The following is an 18,440-nucleotide window of genomic DNA, read 5'->3' as shown; positions in this document are numbered from 1 at the left end:
CCGGTTGGGTGTGGCAACATCCTCGCAGAAAACCCCGCCAGGACAACACGCCATGCCCTTACGCCGAACCGTATTCTTCATCTCCGACCGCACCGGCATTACCGCAGAAATGCTGGGCCACAGCCTGATTACCCAGTTCGAAGGCATCGAGTTCAAGCGTATCACCCTACCCTTCATCGATACCGAAGAAAAAGCCCGCCTGGTTGCCGAGCGCGTGCGCCAGACCGGCGAAGCAGACGGTGCGCGGCCACTGGTTTTTTCGACGTTCGTTGAAGACCGGCTACGCGACATCATTCATGTGCCCGAGGCGCACGTGGTCGATTTCTTTGAGGCTTTCATCGAGCCACTGGAAAGCGAACTGGGCAAGGAGTCGTCCCACACGGTAGGCAAGAGCCACAGCATCGAAAACTTCAACGAATACAATGCCCGTATCGAGGCAGTGAATTTCGCGCTGGCGCATGATGACGGCGTCCGTCCCGCCGACCTGAATGCCGCCGACATCGTGCTGGTGGGCGTCTCCCGCTCGGGCAAGACACCTACCTGTCTCTATCTGGCACTGCAATTCGGTATCAAGGCCGCCAACTATCCGCTGACACCTGACGATTTCGGCCAGTCTGGGTTGCCGAAAACCTTGCAGCCTTTCAAGCACAAGCTCTTCGGGCTGACGATTCTCCCAGAGCGGCTGGCCCAAATCCGCGCAGAGCGGAAACCCGACAGCCGCTACGCCTCAGTCGACAACTGCAAGTTCGAGGTTGCCGAGGCCGAGGCGCTATACCGTAATGCCGGGATCCCGCACCTCAACACTACCAGCAAGTCGATTGAGGAACTGGCCTCCACCATCGTGCACAAAGCCAATCTCTCGCGCCGCATCTACTGATCCTGCAGACAATTGGTTGACCATCAACGTGCCGACCCGCGATTGCCTCATCGCGGGTCAAAGATGACCAGATAACCAATCGGCATCGCGGCCACGCTTGGCCGAACGCCAGATTGACCAGATCAGCCAGACACTGTTGAAGAAAGCAATCAGAAAGCCGATCAGCCCGAACGCAGGCAGGCCGAACAGCATGGGGCCGGCATTCACCGTCATCACGATGCTGGAGCCGATGATCAGGCAACCGGTGACGATGCCCAGGGTCAAGCGGTTAGCCGCACGATCAATCTGGCTGCCAAAGTGATCAAGCCGCTTGAGATCCAGATCTATCCTCAACTTGCCGCGCCGGGCCGCCTTGACCAGCCTGGAGAGATCGCGAGGTACCCCGCCCAGCAGCGAAAGGACCTCCCAGAGATTGCGGCGCCCCTTGTGGAACAAGGTGGCCGGTGAATAACGGTGGATAACCAGCTTGCGAACAAAGGGCCGCAGGTGCGGCACCATCTGGAATGCCGGGTCGAGCTGGCGCCCCAAGCCTTCGAGTGTGATCAGCGCCTTGAATAACAGCGTCAGATCCGGCGGCAAAGAAATGGCGTGCTCGCGCATGATGGCGATCACATCATTGAGCAGGGCCCCGAAGCGAATGTCCTTGAGCGTCAGGTTCTCGTAATTGAACATGAACTCGGCCAGATCGGCGGCAAGGCGATCCTCATCCACCGGCGCATCACCCGTCCAGTCCAGCAGCACATTCAGGATGCCGCCTTCATCGCGCGCCACCAATGCCGTGAGCAAATCCACGATCTCGTCACGCCGTGCCGCCGGTAAACGGCCCACCATGCCGAAATCAATGAAGGCAATACGGTTCTCCGGCAAATAGATCACATTGCCCGGATGGGGGTCGGCATGGAAGTAGCCATCGACCAGAATCATCTTGAGCACGGCATCGGCACCGCGCTTCGCGAGCAGGACACGGTCCAGATTGGCGGCAGCGAGCAAGTTGATCTCGGTGCCCGGCACGCCGGCAATATAGTCCTGGACGTTGACGATTTCGTTGGTGTATTCCCAGTGAATGGTGGGGATCACAATATGTGGATCGCCGGCAAAGTTCTCGGCAAAGCGGCGGTGGTTATGGGCCTCCATTGCCAGATCGAGCTCCCGCCTCAAAGACTTGGCGAACTGTTCCACGATCCGGATAGGCTGATACTGCCGGGCCTCGGGAAACTCGAACTCGATCAGGCTGGCCAGGTGATGCAATACCCGCAGGTCGGCCTCGATCTTGGCCTCGATGCCGGGGCGGCGAATCTTGAGGATGACCTGACGACCATCCGGCAAGCTGGCACGATGCACCTGCGCAATGGAGGCAGAGCCGATAGGGGTTTCATCGAGGCCGCTGAACAGCTCCCGCGGCGCCCGCCCCCAGGTCTGTGTTAATGCCTGCTCCAGTTCGGCGAAAGGCGTAGCCGGAACATTGGACTGGAGTTTTTCAAATTCAGTGATCCACTCGGGAGGAAATACATCCACCCGGGTCGCCATTACCTGGCCCAGCTTGATAAAGGTCGGGCCTAGTTCCTCCAGAGCCTTGCGTGCTCTTACAGCGGGGGCCTGCTCGCTGCGATCCGGGCTATCCGGCAACTCCAGCGACTCGCCAGCGCGCTCGAAGGTCCGCTGTACGTTCATGCGGCGAACCAATTGACCAAATCCGTGTCTGGCCAACACGCCGATGATTTCTCGGATACGCGGCAGATCGCGCATCAGGCTCAGGGTTTCTCTCAACATGAGCCCATCGTAGCAGGCAGTTGGCCAGAAAACGTGTGCGTGCACACTTGTCGCTCTGCATCAGCGGATCGCAATCTGGCTTCTTTTTTTGAACCAATCCTTTTACAGTGCCGGGCATGACGTTGAAATTCCGACACCTGATCGTGGTCTTGCTGGCGCCGCTCGCGCTGGCCACCCCGACCCCCTCCCCCGCTCCCGTTGCCGAAGCCGACGCCTTGAGTGCCACCCAGCCAGCACCCGATGCGGAATTTGCACAAGACATGATCCTGCAAGCCCTTGGGCTGATCGGCGTCAAGTATCGTTGGGGCGGCAGCACACCGGAAAGTGGTCTCGATTGCAGCGGCTTTATCCGCTACGTGTTCCAGCAGTCACTGAATATTGCCCTGCCCCACAACGCCTTTGCGATTAGCCGGCTGGGGGAAGATATCGACAAATCCGCCCTGCAACCGGGCGATCTGGTGTTCTTCAACACGCTGGGGCGACAGTTCTCGCACGTGGGAATCTATCTGGGTGACGACCGCTTCATCCACTCTCCGCGCAAGGGCCAGAAAATCCAGATCGTACGGCTATCGGATGCCTATTGGGTCAAGCGCTATAACGGCGCACGGCGAGTCACCAACGAGACCGTCACCGCCCGTAGCCCCTTCCTCCAGCAATTGATGGAAGAGGCGCGCGCCAGCCAGCGCAGCGCCAAGAAGAAGGCGATCAAACCCGGCAAGACCAAAAAGAAAAAGGCGATCAGCACGGCACGCAAAAAGCGCCGCTGATCGCCTTGTCGGCGGCCGGCTGTCTCAGGTTTCGGTGTAGAAAGCCACGAGACCCGAACTGGTCACGCCGATATTGAAATGCTGCCCCTCGGTTGTGGCCGCACCCGCCAGTTCGGCGTTGCGGACAATCTCATGGAGCAATTCCAGCTCCTTGAACTCCTCAACCAGTTCGCCATCACCATTGAGCAGGATCTCTATGCGTTCGCGATCAGGATGATCCGCGACCACATGGATACGGCTGCCTTCTTCCCACCATTGAAGGTGTACTGGCGGCGGAATCGGTATGGACTGGCTATCAAAGAGTGCACTAATCAGCTTGCCGTAGGCAGCCAGATTACCCGCCGCCTTGGCGCGGATTGCGTCCAGATTGACCCCGGCCTGATCAGCCGTGATGCCGAAGATTCTTGCCAGCCCATCGTCCAGCCGGCTGCTGTTACCTACCATGAAGTCACTCCGCACAGCGTGTGTAGTTAGTCTGACGCCTTCCCCGGAAGGCAAGCATGCAACGCGTTGACCCGTTATAGACGGGCCTCAGCACGGCGGGCAAGCCAGCATGACGATTGAATTTTTCAATCGTCACTACCGCGGCAGGCACAGCGGGCTGAGGAAGGGATTCAGTCGCGTTTGCGTGCTGCCTGATTCAGCGCATAGAGCAAGGCATGCGCCTCACGCGGTGTCATGCTGTCGGGGTCCAGCGTAGCGAGTTGCTCGATCAGTGGATCGGGCTCTGCATGCACTTCAGCGGGTGTAGGCGCCGAGAACAGATCGCCCTGCGAGGTATGCCCGACCCGCTGGCTTTCCAGCTCGCCCAGATAACGGCGCGCTTGGCGGATGGTGTCACGCGGCAAGCCCGCCAGCTGTGCCACTTGCAAACCATAGCTCTGGCTTGCAGGACCGTCCTCCACGCTATGCAGAAACACGATCTTGTCCTTGTGCTCCACGGCATCCAGATGCACGTTGGCCACCTGAGGGTATTCGAGTGCGAGCTGGGTCAGCTCGAAATAGTGAGTGGCGAACAGGGCGTAACTGCGGTTCTTTTCGATCAGCGAGCGGGCAATTGCCCAAGCCAATGCCAGACCATCGAAGGTCGAAGTCCCGCGACCGACTTCATCCATGAGCACCAGCGCATGTTCGGAAGCGTTGTTGAGAATATTGGCGGTTTCGGTCATTTCAACCATGAAGGTCGAACGGCCACCCGCCAGATCATCGCTAGCACCGATACGGGTAAAGATACGGTCCACCTTGCCGATGGCCGCAGCACGGGCCGGCACGAAGCTGCCGATATGGGCCAGCAGTACGATCAGCGCGGCCTGACGCATATAGGTCGACTTACCACCCATATTCGGGCCGGTGATCAATAGCAGCTTGCGGCTCGCATCAAGCCGGAGATCATTGGCAATGAACGCTTCGCCCGAACCATCCCGCAACTGCTGCTCAACGACCGGATGCCGGCCTGCATCGATCTGCAGCGTGACGTCGTCTACAAAGGCTGGGGCGACCCAGTCGAGCCTTACCGCGCACTCTGCCAGCGCGGCCAGCACATCCAGCCCGGCTACGGCCTGTGCCAGCAACTGCAAGCTGGGCACATGCGGCGCGAGCATGTCGATCATCTGTTCGTAGAGCTGCTTTTCCAGCGCCAGCGAGCGCTCCTGCGCCGATAGCGCCTTGTCCTCAAATGCTTTGAGTTCAGGCGTGATATAGCGCTCGGCATTCTTCAGCGTCTGGCGGCGCCGGTAATCGTCAGGGATCTTGTCGCCATGCGAATTGGTGACTTCGATATAAAAACCATGCACACGGTTGTACTCAACCTTGAGGTTGGGTATCCCGCTGCGCTCACGCTCGCGTGCTTCCAGTGCCAGCAGGAAATCGCCGTGATTGGTCTGCAGCGCACGCAACTCATCGAGTTCGGCGTGAAAGCCGGGGCGGATGACCCCGCCATCGCGCAGCACGACCGAGGGTTCGTCCATCACCGCGGCTTGCAGCAGGTTCACGACGTCGGGCGGCGCTTGCAACTGGCGGGCAATGTCTGTCAGCAGGGCATCCGGCGGCAGCAGGGGCAGCAATTGCGGCAGTGCCAGCAAGCTATCACGCAGGCTCGACAGGTCTCGCGGGCGAGCTGAGCGTAGGGCAATCCGCGCGGTAATGCGCTCGATATCGTGCACACCTGCGAGATGGGTGCGTACTGCATCAAGCTGCCGACAGGTGATCAGCGCCTGCACCGCATCACGGCGGCGTATCACCTTGCCCTGCTGGCGCAAGGGATGGTGCAGCCAATGGCGCAGCAAGCGGCTACCCATACTGGTCTGGCAGCCATCGAGCAGGGAGAACAAGGTGGGCGAGGCTTCGCCACGGATGGTTTCGGTGAGTTCCAGATTGCGCCGGGTAGCGGCATCCAGCGTCAGATACTGGCCTGCATGCTCCAGCATCAGGCCGGTGATATGTGGAATTGCGCCACATTGCGTCTGGCGCGCGTACTCCAGCAAGGCGCCTGCCGCCCCCACCGCTACCGTGGCAGCATCAATGCCATAGCCACTCAGATCCTGAGTCTGGAACTGGCGCGAGAGGTTGCGTAACGCGGTATCCGCGTCGAATTGCCAGTCGGCCACCCGGCGCGCCACATGGGCACCGGCCGGCAGGTTGATCGGCAGGCCATCGGGCAGCAATACCTCGGCGGGACGGATGCGTTCGAGTTCGGAATGCAGTTGCGCGGCGTCCGTGTCCAGCAAGCGGAATTCACCAGAGGCCAGCGATAGCCAGGCCAAGCCCAGCTGTCCTTTGTGGATATTGAGCGCCAGCAGCAGGTTGTCGCGCTTCTCGTCCAGCAGTGCCGCGTCGGTCAGCGTGCCTGGCGTGACGATGCGCATGACTCGGCGTTCCACCGGCCCCTTACTGGTCGCAGGGTCGCCAATCTGCTCGCAAATGGCCACCGACTCCCCCAGCTTGACCAGCTTGGCCAGATAGCCTTCGGCAGCGTGATAGGGAATTCCCGCCATGCGGATGGGCTGGCCACCACTCTGGCCACGGCTGGTCAGGGTAATGTCGAGCAGTCGTGCGGCCTTGGCGGCGTCATCGTGGAACAGCTCGTAGAAATCCCCCATGCGGTAGAACACCAGTTTGTCCGGGTGCTGGGATTTGATTCCCAGATACTGCTGCATCATCGGGGTGTGTTTTTCCACGGCGTATTCCACGGCTACGGCTGTTGATTCAGATGAGGGGGAGAAGTACAGAGGCGCGATTCTAGCCCGGAACGAAGAATGGCTAGCAGAAACGACAACGCCCGCTGCCGGGTCAGGGCAGCGGGCGTTGTTAGCACTACGCTTGAACGCGAAGCGATTAGAAGCGGTAGTCAGCACCAACGGTGAAGGTCGACAGCTTCAGGTCGTCCCACTTTGCCACCTGCGTGTATTCAGCGCGCACACCGAACTCCTTGGTAACCGCGTAGCGAGCACCAAGACCAAACAGGGTGCGAGCCTTGGTCTCAGACTCGGAGGCACTCACGCCCCCCATCGAGGCGGTTGCCTTGAGCTTCACCGACATGACACCAAAACGGCCATAAACATCCACGCCGTCAGCAATCTGTGTCTTGGCAATCAGCGATGCTTGTGGGCCAGTTGCCTCAACAGCCAGTGCCACACCTTCATCGGAACCACTGATTTCGCCAAAGGTGCGATAACCGGCTTCAATCGCAAAATTCGGATGGACGTCATAACCCGCAAAAATACCCAGCGTAGTGTCATTCTCGCTGCCGCCGTCGAATGAATACTTGCTGCGGCCCGCATCAGCACCCACATAGAAGCCATCAGCCATAACAGGCGTAGCGATTGCAGCGAACAGAGCCAGAGCGGCAAATTGCTTTTTCATGAACTTTCCTCATTCAGATAATTTGATTTATCTGCTCATGCAGAATGGATATACCGTTTTGATACAACACCAAAATGGTCACCAGCCCACATGATACAGCAGACCTGGCTAGTTAACATACCGATTGGTATGTGATTAGGAACATTTGTCTATATGGAACTTTAACCAGACCATGCAGGCGCCGCATCACTAGTTCTGACTATCCCCACCAGAAGCAGATAATTCGAATATTCGACTCAGCTTCCGGCATGCAGCGCCTTGCGTGCGCAATCTGGCTGCCGCGAATGTCGTCATAGCCAGCCCTACGCGGTGAGGTACCTACCGACTCTGTCATGACATCAACTTATATTTGGTGTCGATTTGTTTTGTCCATTGGGCAGGGCTCGCGTTTAAATACGCTTTCCCGAACATGCTGATGCTCCCATGTCTGCACGCCCTTCCCTGATTCTTGCCCTGTGCTCGGCCTTGCTACTGACGACCGCCCACGCCTCACGGCTACCCGAGCCCGTGGCTGACGCCATGGATACAGCCGGACTGCCCGCGGAGGCGCTGGCCTATTCGATTTTGCCGCTGGAGAGCGACGCCTCGCCGATGGGCTTTCAGCAACGCCGGGTCATGCAACCGGCGTCGACCATGAAACTGGTCACCACGATTGTTGCGCTCGATAGCCTCGGGCTGAATCATCGCGCCAAGACCGAGCTGAAAATCGCCGGCAAGCAGGAAGGTAGCGTGCTCCACGGAGATGTCTATCTGGTAGGCGGCGCAGATCCGGATCTGGACTGGCCAGCAATGTGGCAATTGCTGCGTCAGCTGCGCGAGTCCGGGATACGTGAAGTGCGCGGCGACGTCTTGCTCGATCGCAGCCTGTTCAAGCCGGTGCGCGCTGATCTGGGCCAGCCGCCCTTTGATGAGGCCCCGGAGTTTGCCTACAACGTGATCCCGGATGCCTTGCATCTCAATGGCAGCCTGCTTGATTTCAGGTTCCAAAGCGATGAACGCACGCTGCGAGTAAGCACCAGCCCCATCATCGATCAACTCGACGTAGACACCCAGGGTGTGAGCCTCACCGACACCCCATGCAATGACTGGGAGTCCGACTGGCGATTGCCGCAGGTGACAGCAAGCGGAGAGCTGCGCCGCATCGTTTTTCAAGGGAGTTTCCCCAAGAACTGCAAGGTCGAAGAGCCTTTGAACCTGCTTGAGCGCGACTGGACCGCTCAGAAGGTCATCACCAAGCTGTGGCGCGAACTGGGTGGCAGCCTGCGGGGCACCGTGAAGCCGGGCGTGGCCCCCGGCACCGCACAATGGGTGGCCACACATCGCGGCCGACCGCTGGCTGAGGTGATCCGCAATATGAACAAGCAATCGGACAATGCCATTACCCGGTTGGTCTACCTGACCATGGGTGCCAACGCCGCGTGTAGCCTGGAGACGACGAGCGAATGCGCTGACGCGGCTGTGCGCAAATGGTTAAAGCGGCATGAGATTGACGCTGATGGCCTGGTGATTGAAAACGGTTCGGGACTTTCCCGAAGTGAACGCATCCAGCCACGCACGATGGCCGAAATGCTGGTGCGTGCCTGGGAGAGCCAGTTTGCCGATGAGCTGAAAGCCAGCCTGCCCATTGCCGGTGTAGATGGCACGATGCGTCGCAGACTCACCACCAGCGAGGCGGCCGGGTGGTCCCGGCTCAAGACCGGCACCCTGTCTGGCGTGACGGGACTGGCCGGTTATGTTCGGGATGGTCGAGGCAAGTATTGGGCAATCTCGGCGATGATCAATCATCAGGGCAGTGATGCCGTCGCCAATCGCAAGGTGCTCGACACCCTGATCGACTGGGTGGCCAGCAACAACCCTGAAACCAGTCTCTCTCCGCTGAGACGTGACCGCTAATAAAAAAGCCCGGCTGAACCGGGCTTTTTTAGCATCGATCAGGCCTGTTGCAAGGTCTGGAGCAGTTGGGCAAATGGCTTGGGTGAACCGGCGATCACATCACCGCTTTCCATGTAGTCAGCATCGCCCTGGAGATCGGTGATCAGGCCGCCAGCCTCCAGAACCAGCAGGCTGCCTGCAGCAATGTCCCAGCTGTTCAGGCCCATTTCCCAGAAGGCATCGAAGCGGCCACAGGCCACGTAGGCAAGATCCAGGGCCGCGGAGCCAGGACGACGCACGCCGGCCGATTTCTGGACGACCTCCTTGAGTTGGCGCATGTACAGATCGAGCTTGTCGAAATCGGTATAGGGAAAACCTGTGCCGACCAGCGAATCGGCCAACTCGCGTGTCTTGGAAACGCGAACGCGGCGATCGTTGAGGAAAGCACCGCCGCCACGGGTAGCGGTAAACATTTCGTTGGCGCAGGGGTCGTAAACAACCGCTTGGGTGATTTGGCCACGGTGCGACAGGGCGATCGAGATCGAGTACTGCGGCACACCATGCAGATAGTTGGTGGTGCCATCCAGCGGATCAATGATCCAGGTGTAATCGTTGTCGCCTCGAGCACCACCCTCTTCCGCTAGAATGGCGTGCCCTGGATAGGCCTCCAGCAGGGTCTCGACAATCGCCTGCTCAGCCGCACGGTCCACCTCGGTCACAAAGCTGTTCTTGGCTTTGCGCTCGACACGCAAGAGATCGAGATTATTGGAGGCGCGCTGAATCACGGAAGCGCCGCGGCGGGCGGCCTTGATGGCCGTATTGAGCATCGGGTGCATGGTTAGTCCTTGGGCAACGGGTTAAGCCTCCTGCCAAGGAACAATAGACGAGCTCGCCAGATCAACACAGGCGCGGCACACGATGCGGCAGGAAGCAAAGAACAATTCTCTATCTGGCATGGCCAGATAAAACGGCGTCGGGACAACCGACGCCGTTGATTTTTTGGCATTTTACGCGAACTCGGGCAATGACGAAACTGGACACGCAAGACCTCGACCCCCAAGTGCTGACGCGCATCCGCGTCGTGCTCTCGCACACCAGCCTGCCACGCAATATCGGCAGCGTGGCCCGTGCCATGAAAACCATGGGGCTATCGCGGCTTTATCTGGTTAATCCCAAGCGCTTCCCGGACCCGGAAGCCGTGGCATTGGCTTCACGCGCAGATGACATATTGGATAACGCAATCGTCGTGGATACGCTGGATGCCGCACTGGCGGGTTGCACGCTGACAGTGGCTACCTGTCCGCGCGTCCATGAAGTGAGTGTGCCGCGTCACACGCCCCGCGAGCTCGCCCCCAAGCTGATCCGGCATGCGGCACAAGGTGAACAGATTGCCCTGGTGTTCGGCACCGAGATGTCGGGCCTCAGCAATGACGAGGTTCGCAAGTGCAACCAGCTGGTCACCATCCCTACCAATCCGGATTATTCATCGCTCAATCTGGCCCAAGCCGTGCAAATCCTCGCCTACGAGCTGCGCTGTACGCTGGATGAAGGCGTCAGCCATCTGGATGAGAAAACCGAATTGGCCGCGCACGACGATATCGAGCGCTTCTATGTTCATCTGGAACAGGCACTGGTCGACCTGCAGTTCCTCAATCCCCACAACCCCAAGCGCCTGATGCCCCGATTACGGCGCATGTTTGCGCGTATTCAGCTCGAAAAACTGGAAGTCGATATCTTGCGCGGCATGCTCCGCGCGGCGCAGGAAGCGCGTCAAATCAGGCCCTGAAACAACAACACCCGCCAGATCGGCGGGTGTTGTCTTCTTCAAACAGGGCGCACCCCGCCTGAGTCAGGCTCAGTTGTTGCAACCGAACTGGGCAAGACGGTCATACGCGGCACGCGCACGAACCAAGCCATAACCATACTTGGTATCACGGCCTGCCGTTCCCAGGTCCTCGGCCGACTTGTTCAGCGTATTGCGGATCTGTGTAGCCGTGCAGGTGGGGAAGTAGCTCCACACCAGCGCAGCCACGGCAGACACATGCGGCGTGGCCATGGAAGTACCGTCAAAGTACGCGTAGTTGGTCGGACGAACCTCAACGGTCGCGCTCTGACCCAGCTTGGTCAGCATTGCGGCGCCATCCACATCGCTGGCCGTCACGGACGGGATCGTCGTGACGGTCGTGCCCAGCGTACCGCCGAAACTACCCGCGGTATTGTTGTAAACGATAGCGCCCACACCGCCACTGTTCTGACAGTTGCTGACCTTGGTGGAGAAATCGACTGTACCGCGTGCGATCAGACAGATCTTGCCAGCCGCCGCGGCGTTCACCGTGTCGCCAATGCCAAAGTTCATCAGCGCCGCAGTGGCCAAACGCTTGGGCGAGCCGTCCATATCACCAGCGACATAGTTCACGCCTGCCACCGACAAGCGGGACTCGGAACCACCACCCATGGGGACCGTCGACAGCACCTGCACACCAGGTGCAGCAATCTCGACGGCGGTGTTGTACTGCGAGAACGTGGCCCATTGCTTGTTCTCGTCAATCGCCGCTACCGACATCACACTGGTGTAGGACGCAGGATAGGACTTGGCGGTCGTGCCATCATTGCCTGCAGCGGCAATCGGCAGAATGCCCTTGGCGAGCAGGCTATCAAACGCGCGTTGCTCGGTCTTGTTGGAACGCGAGCCGCCGAGTGACATGCTGATCACATTGGCGCCGGCAGCCGCACACTTGTTGGCTGCGGTGGCCAGGGTGGACGAATAGGCCCAGCCTTCAGCACCGAATACCTTGACGATATGCAGGCGCAGGAGGCCATTGGGGTTCACGCCGACGACACCGACACCACTGTTGTTGGCCGCAGCAATCGTGCCGGCCACGTGCGTACCATGATGGTTTTCATCGGTGTACCACCAGCCGGTACCAGAGTCGTACTCGCCATTGACGTTGTTGGTGGCCAGATCCTCATGCGCACGGTCATAGCCCGAGTCGATGATGCAGACCTTGCGGTTGCTGGTGCTCATATCGCCAGCCGGGAGCTGATCAGCCTGCACCATCTTGATACCGTAGGGAACCAGTTGACCCTGTAGGTAGGGGGAACCGGTGGAAGGGGTCGTCAATGCAGACGGATAGCGCTTTTCGTCGACCTCAACGTATTCCACGTTCGGATTGTTTTGCAGACCCTTGAGCGCCTGCGTGGGCACTTCAATGGCCATGGCATCCATGCCGACAATATCGAGCTTGTGCTGGCCACGTGCAGCCGCAATGGCCGAGTGAACCTGCGCAGCCTTGCCGGGCTTGAAAGCGACGATGACACGGGTCGTGTCGGCGGCAGCACTGGCGTAGGTTGCGCCGGTAGCGATTGCCAAGGACAGGGCCAGGCCGGTAAGCCTGTAGGACTTCGTTTGCATTGCGATGTGACTCCCCACATTGGATTGACGGTCACGCTGGCGCCAGTGCTCGAGCCTGATTTCCCACTCTTTGAGAGCCTCAACGTCCTGCGCGGTCGCGGCAAGCGACGGGGGATATTGCCCATACGAAGACCCACGCCGCAAACGTAAGTCCATGATGCAGTGCGGAATTTACCGGTACAACCGTACGGTTATTGAAACATCATTACTTGACGTTGGCGTCAAACTGGCGTCGCCACTAGGCTCGCAGGGCAAGGCCACTAATACCGGTATCAGCCATACCATTAGCCACAACTGCGGCGGCGCCGCAACAGTGTGCCTGCCGGTGTGATCGGTTTGCCACGGTCAATCCAGCCGCGCGGGGACCACGACGATACCCGCCCGCAAACCCGGCTTGACCTTGGGGTTGGGAAACACGATGCGTGCGCCCTCTTCCTCGATCACGAAACGGGCGCCCCCGTCCTCAGCCAGCACGAAACCCGGTGCGAGCTCCATGAAGTTTTCCACATCGTCCGCCAGATGCAGCCGGAAGTCCTCGGTCTGCTTGGTCACTTCACGCGCAACGCGGAACAGGGCCGGCATGGGCTTTTCATACTGTCTGCGCTCGCCCTCGATCAGACGGCGCAACTCAGCCTCCAGCGCAGTTACATCCACGCTCTCGTTGTGCCCGAACGGTCGCGCTTTGCCCAGCTCCAGGGTAAATCCGTGAGCACCGCAGTGCCGGCGGGTAAAGTAACTGAAGGTGGGGGAGGTTTTGCTCTGCAACAGGACCGCGCTGATCCCGCATGCCGCAAGACGGGCGATTTCATCGCGATCAAACGCCGTCTCATGCGGATAGGGATAGATCGCGAACTTCTCGATCTTTGAACCACGTATGGCGGTATGCAAGTCGTAGTGCAGCTTCCAGCGCTCCGCCGATGCCGCAAAGAAGGCTTGGCATACCGCCTCCAACTCACGCGCCCGCTGAGCCGCAGGGCCATCCCCAGTCTGCGCTGCAGGCTTGCCGAAAAGACGGTTCAGATCGTCGTCCAGGTAGCGCTCATTGCGGCGCATCGCTTCGGGGTTGCCAAAGGCAAACAGGATGCGTGCACGCGCCGTCAACAGGCCGTTAAGCACGTCATCAAGCAAGCGGGCGGCCAGTTCGATCGGCGCGGTTTCATTGCCGTGAATGCCACTGGAAATGAACAGGTCGAATAGCGGCCGGGCAGGCTCAATGGCCAGCAGTCCTTCACCATGCAAGACAATGCGTGTGCCATCAGGCAGGCTTGCCGGTATATCGGCCGGACGTGAGGCAAGCAAATCGGCCAGATAGGTCATGCGGTTAACTCCCTTAGCCCTTGGGGCGCTGTGCCAGCAGCTTGTCGAGCTGTTTGGCAAAGGCTTGTCGCTCTGCCTGACCAAATGCAGCCGGGCCGCCGGTTTCCACACCGCTGGCGCGCAGGTTTTCCATGAAGTCACGCATCGACAGACGCTCACGGATGGTCGCTGCGGTGTGCAGCTCACCGCGCGGATCCAGCGCCCGGGCGCCCTTTTCGACAACCAGCGCAGCCAGCGGAATATCGGCGGTGATGACCAGATCACCTGCTTCCACCGCCTGGACGATATAGCTATCTGCCACATCAAAACCAGATGGCACCTGTACGGCACGCAGATACAGCGACGGGGGCACGGCGATAAGCTGATTGGCCACCAGTGTGGTGGCAATCTGCGCGCGATCGGCGGCGCGGAAAAGAATGTCCTTGATCACGCGCGGGCAAGCGTCAGCGTCAACCCAGATTTTCATGATGTGATTCCCTCCCCGTCTTGACCCTTGAGTCAGGACGGAGAGCGCCTGAAGGAGATGGGCGCAGTTTAACCCACTCCCCACGCTGCCTCGCCGGGGAGGCGGTGGATCAGCAGAACTGGAACGGGTAAACCGAGCCCAGTTTCAGAATCTGCGTGAGTTCATCGAGCGCCGTTCGACATTCGGTCAGCAGGCTCGGATCCGCGAGGTCAGCGGCTTCCAGTCGATCTCGGTAATGCTTGTTGACCCATGCATTCAGGGTGGCGAACAGCTGATCGTTCATCAACACCGCTGGATTCACGGCCGCCAGCTCAGCCTCGGAAAGCGCCACACGCAGACGCAAGCAAGCGGGGCCGCCACCATTCTGCATCGACTGCTTGAGGTCAAAGACCTTGATCTCGTCGATCGGGCCACCGCTGTTCACCAGCTTGTTGAGATAGGTCCAGACTCGCTCGGTCACGCGGCACTCATCGGGCACCACAATGATCAATTTGCCATCGGCCTTGCTAAGCAGTTGGCTGTTGAACAGATAGGATTTGACGGCTTCGGCTACCGATACTTCGGCATCCGGCACTTCGATGGCTACAAACTTGCCGCCGGCCGCAGCCAGCTTGCGATCCAGCTCGGCCAGCACCTGTGCCTGGTTCACAAACGATTTCTCGTGATGGAACAGCACGTTACGGTTACCCACCGAAATCACATCGTTGTGGAATACGCCGGCATCAATGGTGTCCGGGTCTTGCTGTGCATAGACCACCAGCTCATCCCTCAGCCCGTGCAGGCGTGCCACCGCCTGGCTCGCTTCCAGCGTCTGGCGCGCAGGGAACTTGGCCGGCTTGGGGTAACGGCTATCGAATGCCGCCTGACCGAACACAAAGAACTCCACGCCGGGCTGGTCGTATTCATGACAGAAGCGGGTGTGATTGGCCGCACCTTCATCACCAAAGTGCATCTGCGCCGGTAAGGCCATGTGGTGGGCAAAACGGGCCTCATCGGCAAACATGGCCTTGAGAATGCGCCCCGTGGTGGGATGCTCCACGCTGCGGTGAAACTTGTTATTGAGGTTGGCCGGCGTGAAGTGAACACGACGGTCCGCCGTATCAGCACTGGGGCTCACGGTCGCAGCATTCGCCGTCCACATGGTGGAGGCCGATGAGCAAGCCGCCAGAATGGCCGGAGCCTCCTTGGCCGCGCGGGCGATGACCTGGGCATCGGTGCCCGTAAAGCCGATCTGTCGCAAGGCGGCGACATTGGGACGCTCATGCGGGGCGAGCACGCCTTGCTTGAAGCCCAGATCATGCAGGGTCTTCATCTTGACCAAGCCTTGCAGCGCCGCTTGCTTGGGATTGGCGACCGCGTTCTGGTTACCCGTGGATGCCACATTGCCAAAGCTCAGGCCGGCATAGTTGTGGGTTGGGCCGACGAGACCGTCAAAGTTGGCTTCAAATGCGCTCATGTCTTCGCTCCGTGAGGCGCAAGGCGTTGGGTGGATGCAGTAATCGGCCCACCCTGACGGGCGACCTCGCATCACACCCCACGACTTACATGGTCATGCCAACCGGCATTTGGGCCGGTAGCGTAATAGTCGGGGTTTCAAGACCAGCAACCGGGTAGCTGCAATAGTCTGCTGCGTAGTAGGCGCTGGCGCGATGATTGCCACTGGCACCCACACCGCCGAACGGGGCTGCACTCGATGCACCCGTCAGCTGTTTGTTCCAGTTGACGATACCGGCACGGCTCTCGTTCCAGAACTGTTCATACAGCGCTTTGCTATCGCTTAGCAGGCCGGCAGCCAAGCCATAGCGGGTGGCATTCGCAAGGGCAATGGCTTGGTCGAATGTATCGTAGCGCTGCAGCTTGAGCATTGGGCCAAAATGCTCCTCATCGGGCAGGTCAGCGACCGAGGTCACATCAATCAGGCCGGGCGATAGCAGCGCCGTACCGTCTTCAAGCCGGCGCATCTCCAGCACAATCTTTGCACCGCGCGCAACCAGATCGGCTTGCGCCTTGAGCAGCATATCGGCAGCTGCCACGGATACCACCGCGCCCATGAATGGCTGGTCTGCGTCATCCCAGCGGCCGACCTTGAGCTGGCTGGCCACCTGTACCAAGCGGGCAATGAACGCATCGCCCGCAGCCGTGCGCGGCACAAGCAAGCGGCGCGCACAGGTACAGCGCTGACCCGCACTGATATAGGCCGACTGGATGGTCTGGAAGACAGCGGCATCGATATCGGCTACATCCTGCACGATCAGCGGGTTGTTACCGCCCATCTCCAGCGCCAGGATTTTCTCCGGCTGGCCGGCAAACTGCTTGTGCAGGTAGTGACCCGTATTGCTCGATCCGGTGAAGAACAGGCCATCAATGCCGGCATGTCCGGCAAGAGCCACACCGGTGTCCTTAGCGCCTTGAACCAGGCTGATCACGCCCTTGGGCAGGCCTGCCTTTTCCCAGAGTTCAACCGTCTTGTGCGCGACCATAGGGGCCAATTCAGACGGCTTGAATACCACCGCATTACCCGCCAGCAAGGCCGGCACGATGTGACCGTTCGGCAGATGCCCGGGGAAGTTGTAAGGTCCGAATACCGCGACCACGCCATGAGGACGATGGCGTAGCACCGCCTGTGCATCACCCATGGTGCTTTCACGCTCACCCGTGCGCTCGTGGTAGGCCTTCACCGAGATGTCGATCTTGCCCACCATCGTGGTGACTTCGGTCAGCGACTCCCAACGCGGCTTGCCGGTTTCAAGACCAATGGCATCAGCCAGATCGGCCTTGTGCTCGTTCAACAACTCGGCAAAGCGACGAACAATAGCTTCACGCGCGGCAAAGCCGATTGCACGCCAGGCTGGAAACGCCGCACGCGCGCCTCGCACAGCGGCATCCACCTGCTCGGCCGTGGCTGCCTGACCCTGCCAGACAAGCTGGCCGCTGACCGGGTTACGCGAACTCAGAGGCTGGCCCAGGCCGGCTTGCCAGTTACCGTCGATAAATTGCTGTGTCATGGAAGTCTCTTGGTCTAAACAAGACAAACTTCAATCCCGGCAACTGCGGGACTGGAGTCTGTTTCAGCTGCGTGCCGACAGGGGGACAGCACGCACGCTGTCGCCCGGCTGGATGGCCAGACGATCAATCACCTCGCGGGTCAGCGGCATGCCGTTCGGCAAGGGTTCGGTCTGGGCGACGCAAATGCGGAAATCGCTGAGACGGCGGTTGCAGACCAGCCAGTTACGGCCACTGGTCTCATCGGCACTCACGGCCGTCATGACGCGGCTTTCGCGCACAGCGCGGATGTCCTCCAGCGCACATTCGACCGTGGGGCCTGCATCGAAAATATCGACATAGGCGTTGTAGCGGAAACCTTCGCCTTCCAGCATGGCAAGTGCGGGTTTGGTGTTCTCGTGCACCTTGCCGATAGCCGCCCGGGCCTCATCGCTCAGGAAGGCGGTATAGACAGGGTGTTGCGGCATCAGCTCGGCAATGAAGGACTTCTGGCCGATGCCGGACAGATAGTCGGCCTCGGAAAAATCCATCTTGAAGAAATGCCGACCCAGGCTCTCCCAGAAGGGGGAGCGGCCGGTCTCGTCCGAGACGCCCCGCATCTCGGCAATCACCCTATGACTGAAGCGCTCAGGGAACTCCGCCATGAACAGGAAGCGGCTCTTGGAAAGCAGGCTGCCATTATTGTCGCGGCGGTATTCGGGCTGCAGGAACAAGGAGCACAGTTCGGCCGCACCGGTGAGGTCATTGGTCAGGAACAGGGTCTCGAGACGGCGATACACGCCGATCTCGCGCGAGGTATGGACGGCCGTACCAACGCGATAGTTGTACCAGGGCTCATCCATACCCACCGCGCCCTCGATGGCGCAAATGCCGGCCACATGGCCAGACTGGGTATCGTCTTCCAGCACGAATACAAAGCTCGAATCGGCCGGATTCGGCTCTCCCGACTGGGCGGCCAGCGACGCACTGATGCGGCGGCTCAGGCGCTCTTCATTGGCAGGCAGGGTGGTCACCCCTACCCCGGTACTGCGCGCCAGTTGCAGCAGCGCATCAAGATCATTCTGGCGAATCGAACGGACCAGCATGGCGATTTAC

General features: G+C 59.8%; 15 protein-coding genes. 4 read left to right on the top strand and 11 right to left on the bottom strand.

Translation table 11 applies throughout. The features are described from left to right. The first annotated feature begins 52 nt into the window (after window positions 1-52). On the top strand, window positions 53-877 hold the full coding sequence (locus O9X62_RS06105; protein WP_269531908.1) for a pyruvate, water dikinase regulatory protein: 825 nt from the start codon (window positions 53-55) through the stop codon (window positions 875-877). A gap of 57 nt (window positions 878-934) precedes the next feature. On the opposite strand, the gene O9X62_RS06100 is transcribed toward O9X62_RS06105, so the two are convergent. Further along, window positions 935-2,647 carry an AarF/ABC1/UbiB kinase family protein gene (locus O9X62_RS06100; RefSeq protein WP_269531907.1) on the bottom strand — a complete coding sequence of 571 codons (1,713 nt, stop codon included), beginning with the start codon at window positions 2,645-2,647 and terminating at the stop codon, window positions 935-937. Window positions 2,648-2,763: 116 nt separating this feature from the next. Between O9X62_RS06100 and O9X62_RS06095 the strand changes: the two genes are divergently transcribed. Then, window positions 2,764-3,414, top strand: a complete 651-nt coding sequence (locus tag O9X62_RS06095; RefSeq protein ID WP_269531906.1) for a C40 family peptidase — start codon at window positions 2,764-2,766, stop codon at window positions 3,412-3,414. 24 nt (window positions 3,415-3,438) lie between these two features. Here O9X62_RS06095 and O9X62_RS06090 read toward each other — a convergent pair whose 3' ends face one another. From O9X62_RS06090 to O9X62_RS06080, 3 genes are all read right to left on the bottom strand, one after another. Continuing rightward, window positions 3,439-3,858 carry a hypothetical protein gene (locus O9X62_RS06090; RefSeq protein WP_269531905.1) on the bottom strand — a complete coding sequence of 140 codons (420 nt, stop codon included), beginning with the start codon at window positions 3,856-3,858 and terminating at the stop codon, window positions 3,439-3,441. 170 nt (window positions 3,859-4,028) lie between these two features. Continuing rightward, on the bottom strand, window positions 4,029-6,572 hold the full coding sequence (gene mutS / locus O9X62_RS06085) for a DNA mismatch repair protein MutS (protein WP_308446456.1): 2,544 nt from the start codon (window positions 6,570-6,572) through the stop codon (window positions 4,029-4,031). A gap of 175 nt (window positions 6,573-6,747) precedes the next feature. After that, the gene (locus O9X62_RS06080; RefSeq protein WP_269531904.1) at window positions 6,748-7,275 is read right to left on the bottom strand and encodes a porin; all 528 of its coding nucleotides are present in this window, start codon (window positions 7,273-7,275) and stop codon (window positions 6,748-6,750) included. A 423-nt stretch (window positions 7,276-7,698) separates the two neighbouring features. Here O9X62_RS06080 and dacB point away from each other — a divergent pair, with 423 nt between their 5' ends. Next, complete coding sequence (dacB, locus tag O9X62_RS06075; RefSeq protein ID WP_269531903.1) at window positions 7,699-9,168, top strand: D-alanyl-D-alanine carboxypeptidase/D-alanyl-D-alanine-endopeptidase; 1,470 nt, start codon at window positions 7,699-7,701, stop codon at window positions 9,166-9,168. A gap of 38 nt (window positions 9,169-9,206) precedes the next feature. Here dacB and O9X62_RS06070 read toward each other — a convergent pair whose 3' ends face one another. Further along, entirely contained in the window at window positions 9,207-9,983 is a 777-nt protein-coding gene (locus O9X62_RS06070; RefSeq protein ID WP_269531902.1) for an inositol monophosphatase family protein, read from the bottom strand. Between the two features lie 188 nt (window positions 9,984-10,171). Between O9X62_RS06070 and O9X62_RS06065 the strand changes: the two genes are divergently transcribed. Continuing rightward, a complete protein-coding gene (locus O9X62_RS06065; protein WP_269531901.1) occupies window positions 10,172-10,933 on the top strand; it encodes an RNA methyltransferase in 762 nt (253 codons plus the stop codon). Between the two features lie 69 nt (window positions 10,934-11,002). Here the strand turns inward: O9X62_RS06065 and O9X62_RS06060 are convergent, their stop codons facing one another. The 6 genes from O9X62_RS06060 to astA form a co-directional block, all read right to left on the bottom strand. Further along, entirely contained in the window at window positions 11,003-12,559 is a 1,557-nt protein-coding gene (locus O9X62_RS06060) for a S8 family serine peptidase (RefSeq protein ID WP_269531900.1), read from the bottom strand. A gap of 345 nt (window positions 12,560-12,904) precedes the next feature. Then, window positions 12,905-13,876 (bottom strand): succinylglutamate desuccinylase, encoded by a 972-nt coding sequence (astE, locus tag O9X62_RS06055; protein ID WP_269531899.1) that lies wholly within the window; start codon window positions 13,874-13,876, stop codon window positions 12,905-12,907. Window positions 13,877-13,889: 13 nt separating this feature from the next. Next, a complete protein-coding gene (locus tag O9X62_RS06050) occupies window positions 13,890-14,342 on the bottom strand; it encodes a YaiI/YqxD family protein (protein WP_269531898.1) in 453 nt (150 codons plus the stop codon). Between the two features lie 109 nt (window positions 14,343-14,451). Beyond that, window positions 14,452-15,798, bottom strand: a complete 1,347-nt coding sequence (gene astB, locus O9X62_RS06045; RefSeq protein ID WP_269531897.1) for an N-succinylarginine dihydrolase — start codon at window positions 15,796-15,798, stop codon at window positions 14,452-14,454. A gap of 85 nt (window positions 15,799-15,883) precedes the next feature. Further along, window positions 15,884-17,347, bottom strand: coding sequence for a succinylglutamate-semialdehyde dehydrogenase (astD, locus tag O9X62_RS06040; RefSeq protein ID WP_269531896.1), 1,464 nt, complete (start codon window positions 17,345-17,347; stop codon window positions 15,884-15,886). A gap of 63 nt (window positions 17,348-17,410) precedes the next feature. Next, window positions 17,411-18,430: an arginine N-succinyltransferase gene (gene astA / locus O9X62_RS06035; RefSeq protein WP_269531895.1), complete on the bottom strand. Its 1,020-nt coding sequence runs from the start codon at window positions 18,428-18,430 to the stop codon at window positions 17,411-17,413. Window positions 18,431-18,440: the final 10 nt, after the last annotated feature.

Origin of the sequence: Chitinimonas sp. BJYL2 (assembly GCF_027257935.1) — a bacterium.
Lineage (GTDB): Bacteria > Pseudomonadota > Gammaproteobacteria > Burkholderiales > Chitinimonadaceae > Chitinimonas.
This window is presented reverse-complemented; position numbering and strand designations above follow the sequence as displayed.

Coding starts and splice junctions, on each gene's coding strand:
- O9X62_RS06105 (WP_269531908.1), top strand. CDS start 53: ATGCCCTTACGCCGAACCGTATTCTTCATCTCCGACCGCACCGGCATT.
- O9X62_RS06100 (WP_269531907.1), bottom strand. CDS start 2,647: ATGTTGAGAGAAACCCTGAGCCTGATGCGCGATCTGCCGCGTATCCGA.
- O9X62_RS06095 (WP_269531906.1), top strand. CDS start 2,764: ATGACGTTGAAATTCCGACACCTGATCGTGGTCTTGCTGGCGCCGCTC.
- O9X62_RS06090 (WP_269531905.1), bottom strand. CDS start 3,858: ATGGTAGGTAACAGCAGCCGGCTGGACGATGGGCTGGCAAGAATCTTC.
- mutS (WP_308446456.1), bottom strand. CDS start 6,572: ATGATGCAGCAGTATCTGGGAATCAAATCCCAGCACCCGGACAAACTG.
- O9X62_RS06080 (WP_269531904.1), bottom strand. CDS start 7,275: ATGAAAAAGCAATTTGCCGCTCTGGCTCTGTTCGCTGCAATCGCTACG.
- dacB (WP_269531903.1), top strand. CDS start 7,699: ATGTCTGCACGCCCTTCCCTGATTCTTGCCCTGTGCTCGGCCTTGCTA.
- O9X62_RS06070 (WP_269531902.1), bottom strand. CDS start 9,983: ATGCACCCGATGCTCAATACGGCCATCAAGGCCGCCCGCCGCGGCGCT.
- O9X62_RS06065 (WP_269531901.1), top strand. CDS start 10,172: ATGACGAAACTGGACACGCAAGACCTCGACCCCCAAGTGCTGACGCGC.
- O9X62_RS06060 (WP_269531900.1), bottom strand. CDS start 12,559: ATGCAAACGAAGTCCTACAGGCTTACCGGCCTGGCCCTGTCCTTGGCA.
- astE (WP_269531899.1), bottom strand. CDS start 13,876: ATGACCTATCTGGCCGATTTGCTTGCCTCACGTCCGGCCGATATACCG.
- O9X62_RS06050 (WP_269531898.1), bottom strand. CDS start 14,342: ATGAAAATCTGGGTTGACGCTGACGCTTGCCCGCGCGTGATCAAGGAC.
- astB (WP_269531897.1), bottom strand. CDS start 15,798: ATGAGCGCATTTGAAGCCAACTTTGACGGTCTCGTCGGCCCAACCCAC.
- astD (WP_269531896.1), bottom strand. CDS start 17,347: ATGACACAGCAATTTATCGACGGTAACTGGCAAGCCGGCCTGGGCCAG.
- astA (WP_269531895.1), bottom strand. CDS start 18,430: ATGCTGGTCCGTTCGATTCGCCAGAATGATCTTGATGCGCTGCTGCAA.